Below are 13601 nucleotides of genomic sequence, written 5' to 3' on the forward strand. Positions count from 1 at the left end.
GCACCTGCGCCGGTCCTCCGGAGGCTGCTCCCGCATGGGGGACAGTAACACCAAAAGCCGATGGGTCACAGCGTCGGGTGGTAGATGCGCGGATGTCAGGGTGGTGTGGTGTTCGTTCGATACGCCCGAGTCGGTTTCATAGATGCTTGCTGCGACGGATCATCGGATCGTCCAACAGCGACGTCGAAAGCGCCGTGATCCACCAAGTAAGCACGTGGTCTAAGCGGGCATGCGTTCGGCCCGATGCTTGACGAGCGCTATACTCTCCGCCGCTCCTGTTGAGTGGAGTGGATTGTCGTAGCGGGTTTCAGGCGCCTGGCGGGCCTGGCCCTCACCGCGTGCTTGCGCGGCCGTGTCATCGCGGCATGTCCATCACCGCCCCGCCCCCTCCACCAGCCGCAGCACGGTCGGCTCTGGAATGTCGGCGCTCGCCACGTCGCGGTGGGGCGGCAGCGTCGGCCAGGCGAGCGCGACGCCGCTCACGCCATTGTCCTCGACGGTGTTGAGCATCATCCCCGCCGGCACCGCGATGCTCCCCCCGGCTAGCGCCTGCGCCAGCGAGCGGCCGGGCGTCTCGCTGATCCGGCGCAGCGTCGCGGCGTCGAGCAGGAAGTCGATCGGCTTGCCGTCGCGGATCACCGACACGCGCACCCGGTCCTTGCCGACCGGCACCGCGCCGCTGACGAACAGGCGGCTGTCGAGCGAGCCACCGCCGCGGAAATCCCAGCGGAAGCCCTGCCAGTCGCTGACCTGGACGATATGCCAGCGAGCCCCCTCGCGGCGGGCGACGTAGATCTGCGTGTTCCCCGCCTTGTCGAACTTGTGATAGGTGATCATCGCGCGGCCGGCGGGGTCGAAGCCGACGAGGGTGTTGTTGTTGATCATCCCGCCCTCGACCGGCACGGGATCGACGATCTCGCCGCTTTTCAGCGTGATCGGCAGCGTCAGCGGCGTACCGTCCGCCTTCTGCCAATGCACCAGGTCGCGGCTTTTGGCGTAGGACAGATCGTGGTTGGTCTCCGCCATCGGCGTCTCGCGCCACACCCAGGCGATGTGGAAATAGCCGTCGGGGCCGAGCACCGGTCCGACGAAATAGGCGTTGCGCTGGCCCTGCCCGTCGGTCAGCGGCGTCGACAGCAGATGCGACCATTGTCGCGTCGCGGGGTCGTAGACGTTGTAGATCTCGTTGCCGTTGCCGCTGCCGCCGTCGCGATATTTGTAGACCAGCCGCCCCGCCGCATCGTGCAGGAAGATCGGATAGGTCATGCTGCGTTCCAGTCTGGCGTCGACCATCACCGGTTCGTGCACGAAGCTGCGCACGTCACCGGCGATGCGGGTGCGGTAATAGACCAACGGATCGCGGTGCATGTTGGCGGCGACATGCAGCTGGCCGGCCGCGTCGACCGCCATGGCGATGTAATTGTGGCTGTCCCAGCCGACCCAGCAGTCGAGCTTGTGATAGATCCAATAGCTGCCGTGGCGGTCGCGCGAGGCGACGGTGAGCTGGCGATTGGCGTCGTAATAAGCGACGAAGATCTTTGCCTCGGTCACCGCCAGCGCGAAGCGCGCGCTATGTCCCGCCCAGACGCGGTCGATCGCCGACAGCTGCACCGTCGGCGCGCTTGCCGGGGCCGGCACGGCGGCCTGCTGCGCGGGCGCCGCACCCGCCAGCAGCAATGCGGCCGCCAGTCCCATCCCCTTGCGCATGACGATCGATCCTTTCGTGGCCCGCGGGCCGGTTAGAACGTGCCGTGGAACGCCAGCGTGAAGGTGCGGCCGTCGTAATCCGCCTGGCGCGGGATGGCGGGGGTCACCTGATACTGGATGCGTTTGGCGTCGAGCAGGTTGAACGCGTCGAGCGACAGCGAATAGCGTTCGGAGAATTTCAGCGACACCGAGGAATCGAGCTGGCCGCGCGGCGCGACGAAGCTCGCCCCGCCGGTGAAGGTGTTGCCGCCGGTCAGCGTATATTGGTCGCGCCAGGTGTAGATGACGCGCAGGCCGAACACCGGGCTTTCGTAATAGCCGATCACGTTGACGTTGTTCTTCGACACGCCGGGCAGCGCCGCCTTGCTGCCGTCGGCGTTGGTGCCCGAGACGTTGGTGTAGGAATAGTTCACCTGGCCGCCGAGGTTGCGGAGGATGCCGGGCAGGAAGTCGAAATTCTGCTGCGCGGTCACCTCCAGGCCGGTGACGGTGATCGGATTGGGCTGGTTGAAATTGCCGCTGGCGGTGACGATCGCCGGCTGGCCGTTGACCAACTGGTTGCTGTAGCAGGTGGTGCCGATCGTGGTCAGCTGGCCCAGGCCGAATTGCGTCGCATCCGCCGGGCACAGCCGCGACAGGCGCGTCTCCGGCGAGATCAGATTGCGGATCACCTTGCGATAGCCGGCGATCGCGAACAGGCCGCCGGGGCGATTGTACCATTCGAGCGACAGATCCTCGCTGTCCGCCGAATAGGGCTTCAGGTCGTAGCCGCCGTATTGGATCGCATAGCCGGTCGAATTGGTGCTGACCGTCGTCGCCGGGGTCAGGTTGCGCGGCTGCGGCCGGACGAACGCCTTGTAGTAAGCGCCGCGCAGGACGAGCCTGTCGGTGAGGTCGGCCGACAGATAGGCGGACGGCAGCCAGTTGCCGTACTTCTGGCGGAACTGCTGCGGCACGTAGACGATGCCGCCATTGGTGCCGACCTGGCGCGACAGCGCGTTGATCAATTGGTCGGTATGTTCGTAGCGCACGCCGGCATAGCCGCTGAACGCGATGCCAGCGACCGTGAAGGCGAGGTTCGCCTGGCCGTAGCCCGCCGCGATAGTGTTGCGGACCGAGAAATTGTAGAGCGCATAGGAGGCGTTGGTCGGATCGTTGATCCACCCCGTCGGGGTCACGACGTCGCCGGGCTGCACCGTTACCGGCTGTAGGCGCGCAACGAGCTGGTCGAAGCTGAGCTGCGGCCAGTTGGCGAGATAGCCCGGCACGCTGCCGCCGAAGAAGGAATTGGCGTAAGGATTGTCGCTCAGCACGCCGCTATTGAGGTTCTGCGCCTGCACGCCCTTGGCGCTGGTCCGATAGCCCTGCGACGTATAGGTCGCGCGCTCGTAGCGGCCGCCGACCAGGATCGACTTCAGCACCGATCCGATGTCGCGCTCGACCTCGCCCTGCGCGGCGCGGACGCGGTTGAGGCCATAGCCCGAACTGCCCGCGACGATCAGCTGGTCGCCGTTGGCGGCGATCTGCGTCGGCTGGTTGCTCGCGCTCCAGGTGTAGGGACCCGCGGGCACGATCAGCGCCGGATTGCGGTTCAGCGTCAGCTGATAGTCGTCGATCGACGCGCCGCCCGAATTGAAGCTGCCGTTGACGCCGTTGCCGCCGGCGCGCGGCAGGTTGCGGATGTCGATCTGCGTCTGGACGGCGTTGTTCTTGCCTTCCGAACTGGTCAGTGCCGCCATCGCCCGCCAGCCGTCGTTCTTCCATTCGACATTGGCGATGCCGTCCCACATCTGCTCGAGCAACGGTTCGGAGCGGATGGAATCGTTGAGCTGCGCATTGGCGTAAGTGACGCCCTGGACATAGGCGTTGCTGTCCGCCTGGACGACCGGCGACGTCGTCGGCGTGATCTGCGCGATGTTCGACCGCATGTCGACTTCGATCAGATTGGTCAGGTTGTTCTTGAGGTTGCGGCGGGTGAAGAAGCCGGTGACGCCGACCCGCAACGTGTCGGTCGGCTTCCATTCCGCGCCAGCCGCGGCGGTGAACAGGTCGCCCTCGTTGAACTTGACCGCCTGGCGCTGGTCGGAGGCGAAGAGCACGCCGGTCGTGCCCTTGGTCCCCGTGCCGCCCGCCGCGCAGACCTTGCCCGACGGGCAGCTGCCGTTGGCGTTGAGCGGCGAATAATAATCGAGATATTGCGCGAAGCCCGGCGCATTGGCGGCGGACAGCGGGCTGTAGGCGTTGAAGAAGATGGAATCGCGGCGGAAGCGTTCCTTCTTGTAGGCGACGACGCCGAACACCGCGAGAGTGTCGGTGACGTGCGCGTTATAGCCCGCGGTCAGTGCCGGGCTCGTATATTTGCCGAGCGTGTCGTACTCGTCGGCGATCTTGATGAAGCCGCCCTGCTTGCGGCCGAGCGCCGGCGCGATCTGCAGGTCGATAATGCCCGACAGGCCGCCCGCCTGGTCGCCGGCGCCGATCGTCTTCTTGACCGCGATCGCCGAGAAGACGTCGGCGTTGAACGCGCCCAACGGCGTCGAGCTGTCGAGGATCGGATCGGCGAAGGTCTGGCCGTTGATCGTGTAGCGCGCATAGGTGCCGGGCAGGCCGCGCAGGTTGATCGTCGCATCGCGCGATCCCGCCTCGCGGTTGATCTGCACGCCGGGCACGCGCTGCAGCGCCTCGCCGACGTTGAGGTCGGGAAAGCGGCCGAGGCCGTCGGCGGAGATGCTGTCGGAAATGCCCTGGTCGTCGCGCTTCATGCGCAGCGCGTCGATGTAGGATTTGCGGAAGCCGGTGATGACGATGTCGCTGCCGTCGGCCTGCGTCGCGTCGGCTTGCGCCGCGTCCGTCTGAGCCTCGACGGGCGCCGCGCCGGTCGCGGCCGCGATGGCGGTCTGCGTCTGTGCATAAGCGGCGGGTGACAGCACCGCCCCCATCGCTACCCCTGCCAGCATCACGGCACAGGCCTTGGCCTTCATCGTCCCCTCCCCTTGTCCATGCGACCGATCGCACCGCGCCGGTCCTTCCGAAAAATTTGTATCACAAATTCTACGGAAGGCAACGGGAGTCTCGATAGATGGAAACTGTCTCCATATTCAGAGAGGATATGCCGTCACTTCGCGGTACCGCATCTCTGCGTGAAGGTCGAGAAGTATGACGAACCAGCTGGGGCCGGCTCAGTAAGTGACGTAATAATCCTTGCGGAAATCCTCGCCGGCATAGGCGCGGCGCATCGTCCAGGGCTGCGGCGCGGCGGTCCAATAGGGATCGTCGGCGGGCAGGCCGAGCGCGAGCAGCCCTTCCGAGGCGATATACATGCTGCCGGCGTTGGAATAGATGTCGCCCAGCGTCGGCTGGGCGCGCGCGAAGCCGATGGTCAGGAAGCCGTCGGCGTTGAAATTGCTCGGATCGGCGAAGATCCGCCGCTGCGTCGCGCTGGTCACCGCGCGCACCTGACCGGCCGGCAGCGTGTCGGGCAATTGCCGGTGCCACGCCAGGAAGCCGAGCGGCTGGTGCACCGCGGTGCGATAGGTCAGCGAGCGGCCGATCGCGGCATAGGCGCCGTCGGGGCCGACCATCCGCTCCAGATGCTCGGCATAGCGCTGCATCCGCTTGAGCGCGCGGGCATGTTCCTCGGCGGGTTTGAGGCTGTTGAAGTCGGGCTTGCCCGCCGCCAGCACGGCGAGGATCTGCACCAGCATCGGATGGATGACGTAGCTGTTGTAATAATCATAGTGGAAGTCGGCGCCGTCGCCGTACCAGCCGTCGCCGACATACCATTCCAGGAACTTGCGGATGGCGAGGTCGACGCGCATCGGGTCCCATTGCTCGCCGATCGAAAACAGGAACGCCTCGTTCATCGCGGCGAACAGGATCCAGTTCTGATAGGGCGGCGAGACGTGGCGCAGGCCCTTGATCTCGGTGACGATGCGCGCCTTGGTCGCGGCGTCGAGCGGTGTCCACAGGGCATCGGGCGCGCGCAGCAGCGCGCTGGTGAAATAGGCGGAATCGACCAGCGCCTGGCCCGGGCCGCGCCACAGCAGATAGTCCGGGCTCTTCGGATCGACGGCATGGACGTAGCTCTGCACCGCCTGCTCGCGCAGCCGGGCGCGCAGCCGCCCCTCCGCGCTGGTATCGTCGGGCAGCGCCAGCCAGGGGGCGAGGCCGTCGACCAGCCGGCCGAACGCCTCGAGATAGGCGACGCGGCGGTCGCGGCCGTCCCAGGTCGGGCTGAGCTCCGGCTGCCATTCCGCCTGCAGCCGGCCGCGCGCCATGCGGCCGAGCACCGGCTCGGCCATGCGGCGCAGCAGCTCGAGCGCATAGGCGCGGTCGGCCGCGCCGTCGGGCAAGGCGCCCTGCCCCTGCCCCTGCGCCGCAGCCGCGGCGGGCGCGGCCGCGGCGAGCAATCCGGCTCCGCCCGCGAGGCCGGCGAGCAGGTCGCGGCGGTCTAGGCCGCCGCTCATCGCCCCGCCCCCGGCACGGTGAAGTCGAGCCTGGCGTCGCGCGCATAGGCGTCCCATTGCGCGCGGGTGCGGAAGCCCCCCTCGCCCTTGTCCCAGGCGGAGCCCGAATAATAGACGAACGGCTTGCCCGGCGTGACGCGCAGCAGGACGAGGTGGTTCTCGGCATCGTCGCGGATGTCGGCGATCATCGCCGGCTCGACGCGCACCGCGATTCCCATCCGGCCGTGTTCGCCGTCCTCCGGCCCCCACCAGCTGATCAGCCCGCGTGCGCGGTCGACGGTCAGTTCGCCCTTGCCGCCGCTGCCCATCGTCTGGCGGCCGATGCCGATGCCGATGCCGACGATCAGCGGATCGGGCCGGTCGGAGGACAGGGTCGAGACGAGCCGCGTGAACTGCGTGCCGAGCGGCAGCGTGAAGCGCCGCGTCTCCCACACCTTGCGCGTCACGCCGACCGGCCAGGGATCGTAGTCGACGGTGAAGTCGGCGCTGTCCCCGCCGCTCTTCAGGATGCGCCAGCGCACGTAGTTGCGCGACGTCCACAATTTATTGTCCTGCCAGATGCCGAGGCCCCCTGCCCCGCGCGCGGTGCCGACATTGTAGAAGTCGAGGCCTTCGCCATGATAGGCATGCTGGTCGCCGGTGCGCAGCTGGCGGTCGGCGAACGGCCAGACGACGTTCTTGCCCCAGCTGTCGATCCCCGATCCCGACGGTGGTTCCGCCGCCTCCAGCGGCTGGCCGTAGATGCGGTGCGCGGTGCGGTCGTTTTCCCAGAGCAGATCGCCGTAGCGATAGTCGGCGCGCAGCGCGACGGCGCGCTGGGTGCGATCGGTCGGCGCGGGTAAGGGCGTGCCGAGCGGCGGCATCCGCGGCGCGTCGCTCTGTGCCAGCACGGGCGCGGCGAGCAAGGCGAGCAGCAGGCCGAGGCTGACCGACCGCGTAGAAGATGGTGGCACGCTTGATCTCCCCTATTTATAGGACAACCTATCCGGATCTGCCGGGTCTGCCAAGCTTTGCGCGTCGACGACCGGACGCTGCGGGCAGCGGGAAGGAAGTCACGATGACGAAGACCATGTCGATGGCCGATACGCTCCACGCCAAGCTGGAGGCGCGCATCCGTTCGGGCGAGCTGCCGCCCGGCACGCGGCTGCCGACCCAGAAGGTGATCGCCGAGGACGAGAAGGTCAGCCGCACCGTGGTACGCGAGGCGATGGCACGGCTGGAGGCGCAGGGGATCACGGTCGCGCGCCAGGGATCGGGCGTGTTCGTCTCCGACGACGCACGCTACCAGGCGTTCCAGATCACCCGGCAGGAGATGCGCGAGCTCGCCGACGTCATCCGCCTGCTCGAGGTGCGTCTGGCGGTGGAGGCGGAGATGGCGGCCTTCGCCGCGGCGCGGCGGACCTTGCCCGACATCGCCGCCTTGCGCGCCGCGCTGCGCGAGATGGCGGAGGTCGCCGACGATCCCGAGGCATCGGCCGCGGCGGACGTGCGCTTCCACATGGCGATCGCGCGCGCCTCGCAGAACGACATGTACGTGCGGCTGGTCGACTTCCTCGGCGTCCGGCTGGTGCCGCCGCGCAGCCTCTATCTGCGCGACATGCCGGTCGAGGCGCAGCAGGCCTATGTCGAGAAGGTCCGTGCCGAGCATGAGGCGATCGTCGAGGCGATCGTGCGGATGAACCCCGCCGGCGCGCGCGACGCGGCGCGCCACCATATGCAGGAGAGCCTCAGCCGCCATACCGAGCTCAGCGAGACGATCGGCCAGGCGGAACCGTTGTCAGACAATTGACACCTCGTAAAATTCATATGATAACTCGCCCAAGGCCGTGGGAGAGCGGCCAAGGGGAGAGGATCGATGAAGTCATGGGGCCTGGTCGGTGCGTCGCCGATCGTCGTTGCCGCGATGCTGGCGGCTGCATCCGCCGCGGCGCAGACTGCACCCGCCACGCCGGTACCGTCGGCCGGCGCTGACGCCTCCGCACCGCCGACCGACGGCGCCGATGCGCCGCAGACCGACGCCGCGGTGCCGCCCGACGACATCGTCGTCACCGGCTTCCGCAACAGCCTGACCAAAGCGATCGACCTCAAGCGCGACGCGATCGGCTTTCGCGATTCGATCGTCGCGGAGGATATCGGCAAGTTCCCCGAGGCGAACGTGGCGGATTCGCTGCAGCGCATCCCCGGCGTGATCCTGACCCGCGACGGCTTTTCCAACGAGGGCCAGCGGATCAGCATCCGCGGCCTCGGCTCCGAATTCACCGTAACGACGATCGACGGCGAGCCGGTGCGCACCACCTCGTCGACCAACGTCGGCAGCTCGACCCGCGACTTCAACTACGACGTCTTCCCATCCGAACTGTTCGGCCGCGTCGACGTCTACAAGTCGCCCGCCGCCAATCTCGAGGAGGGCGGCATCGCCGGCGTCGTCGACCTGCAGACCCCGCGCCCGTTCGACGCCAACGGCCGCGTCATCCGTTATTCGGCGCAGGCCAATTACAACACCCAGTCGAAGGAATGGCGCCCGCGCGGCTCGCTGCTGCTCAGCGACACCGCAGGCAATTTCGGCGCCTTGTTCGGCGTCGCCTATTCGGAGAACGTCAACGAACGCTCGGGCTTCCAGTCGACCGGTGGCGGCACCAGCGGCTACAATTCCTCGGCGCTCGCCCGCCTGCCCTATTACGGCACGGTGCCAGCCAATACGGCGGGGCCGTTCAACTTCGAGCTCGATCTCAACAATCCGCTCGCCAATTTCGGCGGCCTGACCCGCGCCCAGGTGGCGAACGGCAATCTGCCGCGCTTCTACCGCATCTATGCGTCGAACACCGACCGCCAGCGCCTCGCCTTCGTCGGCTCGCTCCAGTACAAGAGCGACCGGTTCGAGGCGAGCATCGACGGCATCGCGTCGGAGCTCAAGGACCAGACCGACGAATATACGTTCGGCGTGCCGGTGCGCAATTCGCGCACGGTCGCCGGCACCACCAGCGCGCCGGGCACCGGCACCAATTCGGGCCTGATCCCGCTCGACGTCAAGCTCGACCAGTACAACAACCTCTACGGCACCTTCGGCAATTCGAGCATCCTGACCGAAAGCTTCTATCGCGATACGACCACCAAATTCCGCTACATCATCGGCCGTGGCGTGTGGTCGATCGCCGACAACCTCAAGCTGTCGGCGCAGGCCAATTACAGCCAGAGCAAGGCGGTCTATTCGGAAAACCGCATCGTCTCGAACATCTACGGGATCACCACGACCTTCGATCCGACGGGCAACGTCACCTATCCGACGATCAGCTCGCCGACCAGCTTCACCAATCCGGCCAATTATCGCGCGCCGTCGCTGGGCTTTGCGATCAACGACGAGCTCGACCGGGTGAAGACCGCACGCGCGGTGGTCGACTGGACGCCGATCGACAATGGCGAGCAACTGCTCGCGCTGAAGCTCGGCGCCAATTACACCTCCAGCACCAAGCGCGTGCAGCGCCAGGACGGCAGCAGCATCGCCGCGCAGACCGTGCTGCCGCAGGGTGGCACCTTTGCCAGCAATCCGACGGGCGTGTTCGCCAACATGGATCCGTTCGTCCAGATCGGCGCGCTGAGCAACGGCGGCAACAGCGGCTATCCGTCGCAATTCGCGACCTTCTCGCGCGATTTCGTGCTCAACACGCTCAACGCCAATGCCGCCAACCGCCGGGCAACGCCGGCGCTCAACCAGGCCTTCACCGCGGAGGAAGTGGTCAAGTCGGCCTTCTTCGAAACCTCGTTCAAGATCCCGATCGGCAGCCATCCGTTGCGGATCAACTGGGGCGTGCGCTTCTCCGACACGCGGACGCTGATCGACAATTTCCAGGCTGGCACCGGCGGTACCTTCGTCCCGGCCGAGCGGCAGGGCGGCTATCAGAACTTCCTGCCCTCGGCGAGCCTCACCTTCGACATCACCCCCATGCTGGTGCTGCGCGGTGCGACCGGCGAGACGATCACGCGCAACTCGCTGGCGACGATCGCGGCCGGCACGCGCGTGCCCAATATCTTCAACCCGGCGGTCACGGTCGGCAATCCCGACCTCAAGCCGCAGCGCGCGACCGGCTATGACGCCGCGCTCGAATGGTATTTCACCCGCGGCGGGCTGCTCAGCGTCGGCGGCTTCCTGAAGACGCTCTACGACCGGCCGCTGTCGGTCACCGACCGCGTGCCGTTCGGCACCTTGGGCCTGCCGTCCAATCTGTTCAGCTGCCCGTCGCTCGGTGCCGGTGCCTGCCCGGCCTCGCTCGGCGGCAGCACGATCGACCCCAATTTCCTGTTCGACCGGACGATCACGATCAACCAGTCGGAGCTCAAGCTGAAGGGGCTGGAATTCGCCTATCAGCAGAATTTCACCTTCCTGCCCAAGCCGTTCGACGGTCTCGGCGTGACCAGCAGCCTGACCCTGATCGACCAGCAGGGCAGCGACTTCGTGCTGACCAACGGCGACCGCATCTCGCTGCAGGGGGTGCCGAAATACGCCTACAGCATCACCGGCTTCTACGAGAAGGGTCCGCTGTCGATCCGCGGCTCGTACAATTACCGCGGCAAGACCGGCCAGAGCCCGCAGAATACCGGCAACAACCAGGTGCCCTATCTCAACGCGCAGGGCTTCCTCGACGGGACGATCAGCTACCGGTTCAGCGACCTGATCGAGTTCCGCATCGATGCGCTGAACATCACCAACCAGAACGTCTATTTCTTCTACGAAGACCCGAGCCAGCCGGCAGGCAACGGCCAGTCGCGGCGGGACAATTCCTATTTCAACGGCCGCACCCTCTCGATCGGGATCCGCGGCAAGTTCTGACAGGTCCCCCACCTGGGGCGTCCGGGCGATGGCCGCCGGGACGCCCCGCTTTCTCGCCGAGCGGTGGGGTTTGACACCTCGGCATGGTCATATGATAACTTTTGCCAGGGGTGCCGAATGGCGGCACGGGAGGGGACGAGCGCGATGTCAGCGGATCAGGTGACCGGCGCCCGCATGGCCGGTCCGACCCCAGAGATCGGCCGCTATCGCTGGACGATCTGCGCGCTGCTCTTCGCCGCGACGGCGATCAACTATATCGACCGCCAGATGATCGGCGTGCTGAAGCCGGTGCTGCAGAAGGACCTCGGCTGGAGCGAGGGGCAATATGCCGACGTCGTCTTCTGGTTCCAGGCGGCCTATGCGATCGGCTTCCTCGCCGCAGGACGGCTGGTCGACGCGGTCGGTGCACGGATCGGCTATGCGGTCGCCTTCACCCTGTGGACGCTGGCGCATGTCGCGCACGGCCTGGTCGGATCGGTGACGCAATTCGCCGCGGCGCGCTTCGCGCTCGGCCTCGGCGAGTCCGGCAATTTCCCCTCCGGCCTCAAGGCGGTGACGGACTGGTTTCCGCAGCGCGAGCGCGCGCTCGCGGTCGGATTGTTCAACGCCGGCGCCAATGTCGGCGCGATCGCGACGCCGCTGATCGTGCCGGCGATCACCCTCGCTTATGGCTGGCGGATGGCGTTCATCGCGACCGGCGCGCTCAGCATCGTCTGGCTGATCGCCTGGATCAGCCTGTATCGCCGGCCCGAGGAACAGCCGCGCCTCTCCACCGCCGAACTGGCGCTGATCCGCAGCGATCCCGTCACACCCGCCGGCCGCCTGCCCTGGCTGCGGCTGTTCGCGGTGCGCGAGACCTGGGCCTATGCGATCCCGAAGTTTCTGACCGATCCGATCTGGTGGATGTTCCTGTTCTGGCTGCCGGACTTCCTCGGCAAGCGCTACGGCCTCGACCTCAAGAGCTTCGGCCCGCCATTGGTCGTCATCTATCTGCTGTCCGACGGCGGCAGCGTGCTCGGCGGCTGGCTGTCGTCGCGGCTGATCCAGCGCGGCTGGAGCGCCAATGCCGCGCGCAAGGCGACGATGCTGGGCTGTGCGATCGCGGTGCTGCCGATCGTCACCGTCCAGCATGTCGACCAATTGTGGCTGGCGGTGCTGCTGATCGGCCTCGCCACCGCTGCGCACCAGGCTTTTTCCGCCAATCTGCTGACCCTGCCGTCCGACCTGTTTCCGCGCGCCGGCGTCGCCTCGGTGGTCGGCATCGGCGGCACCGCGGGCGCGATCGGCGGCATGCTGATCGCCAAGTTCGTCGGTTACGTGCTCGACGTGTCGGGCAGCTACACGCCGATCTTCGCCGTCGCCGCCTCCGCTTATCTGCTCGCGCTCGCCGCGCTCCACCTCATCAGCCCGCGGCTCGCGCCCGCGACCCTGCCCCGTTCGGAGACCGTCGCATGATCCTCCCCGCTCTCGCTCTGGCGGCCGCGACGCCGCTCCTCGTTGCGCCGCAACCCGTTCCTGCCGAAGCCACCACGCAGGCGCCGCTCGCCGCGGCGGTGCGGCTCGCCGACTGGCAATTGGCGCGCATGGCCGACAGCGCGCACGTCAGCCGCGCGACGGGCGAGACGCGCAACCCGCGCGCCTGGGAACAGGCGGTGTTCTGGGTCGGCATGACCGCGCTCGCCGACGCCGGCGCCCCGCCGCGCATCCGCGACGCGATCCTGGCGATGGGCCGCGCCAACCAGTGGCAGCCGGGCGCCAAGCCCTATTTCGCCGACGATCATGCGATCACGCAAAGCTATCTCTGGGCCGCGGCGCACGGCGCCGGCCCGGCCGCACTGGCGCCGACCCGCGCCGCCTTCGATCGCGTCGTCGGCCGGCCGGCGGTGACCACCCTCGCCTTCTACGTGCCGCCGAGCGGCTATGGCGACACCGAATGCCTGACGCGCTGGTGCTGGTGCGACGCTTTGTTCATGGCCCCGCCGGCGCTGGTCGAGCTCAGCCGGCAGACCGGCGACCCGCGCTACCGCAATTTCGCGCTGAAGGAATTCTGGGCGACCACCGACTTCCTGTTCGATCCGGTCGAGCATCTCTATTACCGCGACAGCCGCTTCTTCGAGCGCCGCGACGCCAGGCAGCGCAAGCAATTCTGGTCGCGCGGCAACGGCTGGGTGTTCGCCGGCATGGCGCGGATCATCCCGCTGCTGCCCAGGGGCAGCGCCGACCGCATCCGCATGGAAGGGCTGTTCCGCACGATGGCGACCAAGCTCGCCGCGGTGCAGAAGCCCGACGGCTATTGGGCGCCGTCGCTGCTCGCGCCCGAGGACAGCCCGCCGGAAGCGAGCGGCACCGCCTTCTACACCTATGGCATGGCCTGGGGCGTCAACAGCGGGCTGTTGCCGCGCGCCACCTATGCGCCCGTCGCGCAGCGCGGCTGGGCGGCGCTCACCCGCGCGATCCAGCCCGACGGCCGGCTCGGCTGGGTGCAGCAGGTCAGCGACCGGCCGGAGACGGTTGCGCCCGGCGACACCCAATATTACGGGGTCGGCGCCTTCCTGCTCGCGGCGACGCAGATGGCGGCGCTCGACCGCGCGGCGCGCTGACCG

The 13601-nt window shown here is 67.5% G+C and carries 8 protein-coding genes; 4 read left to right on the forward strand and 4 right to left on the reverse strand.

Annotated elements, in window-relative coordinates:
• Positions 1-372: 372 nt before the first annotated feature.
• The 4 genes from D9601_RS17675 to D9601_RS17690 all read right to left on the reverse strand — a co-directional run bounded on the left by D9601_RS17675 (position 373) and on the right by D9601_RS17690 (position 7126).
• On the reverse strand, positions 373-1707 hold the full coding sequence (locus D9601_RS17675) for a BNR repeat-containing protein (RefSeq protein ID WP_198355415.1): 1335 nt from the start codon (positions 1705-1707) through the stop codon (positions 373-375).
• Positions 1708-1739: 32 nt separating this feature from the next.
• Positions 1740-4688 (reverse strand): TonB-dependent receptor, encoded by a 2949-nt coding sequence (locus D9601_RS17680; RefSeq protein ID WP_198355416.1) that lies wholly within the window; start codon positions 4686-4688, stop codon positions 1740-1742.
• Positions 4689-4886: 198 nt separating this feature from the next.
• On the reverse strand, positions 4887-6173 hold the full coding sequence (locus D9601_RS17685) for a DUF2264 domain-containing protein (RefSeq protein WP_198355417.1): 1287 nt from the start codon (positions 6171-6173) through the stop codon (positions 4887-4889).
• Positions 6170-7126, reverse strand: a complete 957-nt coding sequence (locus D9601_RS17690) for a DUF4861 family protein (RefSeq protein ID WP_332838051.1) — start codon at positions 7124-7126, stop codon at positions 6170-6172. Before D9601_RS17690 ends, D9601_RS17685 begins: the two co-directional genes overlap by 4 nt.
• A gap of 104 nt (positions 7127-7230) precedes the next feature.
• Between D9601_RS17690 and D9601_RS17695 the strand changes: the two genes are divergently transcribed.
• The 4 genes from D9601_RS17695 (at position 7231) to D9601_RS17710 (ending at position 13598) form a co-directional block, all read left to right on the forward strand.
• A complete protein-coding gene (locus D9601_RS17695) occupies positions 7231-7962 on the forward strand; it encodes a FadR/GntR family transcriptional regulator (RefSeq protein WP_198355418.1) in 732 nt (243 codons plus the stop codon).
• Positions 7963-8028: 66 nt separating this feature from the next.
• Positions 8029-10998 carry a TonB-dependent receptor gene (locus D9601_RS17700; RefSeq protein ID WP_198355419.1) on the forward strand — a complete coding sequence of 990 codons (2970 nt, stop codon included), beginning with the start codon at positions 8029-8031 and terminating at the stop codon, positions 10996-10998.
• A gap of 144 nt (positions 10999-11142) precedes the next feature.
• A complete protein-coding gene (locus D9601_RS17705) occupies positions 11143-12453 on the forward strand; it encodes an MFS transporter (RefSeq protein ID WP_232474379.1) in 1311 nt (436 codons plus the stop codon).
• Positions 12450-13598: a glycoside hydrolase family 88/105 protein gene (locus tag D9601_RS17710; RefSeq protein ID WP_198355420.1), complete on the forward strand. Its 1149-nt coding sequence runs from the start codon at positions 12450-12452 to the stop codon at positions 13596-13598. The genes D9601_RS17705 and D9601_RS17710 overlap by 4 nt, the downstream gene beginning before the upstream one ends.
• The last annotated feature ends 3 nt before the right edge of the window (positions 13599-13601 follow it).

The organism is Sphingomonas sp. MA1305, assembly GCF_016107325.1.
Classification (GTDB): Bacteria; Pseudomonadota; Alphaproteobacteria; order Sphingomonadales; family Sphingomonadaceae; genus Sphingomonas.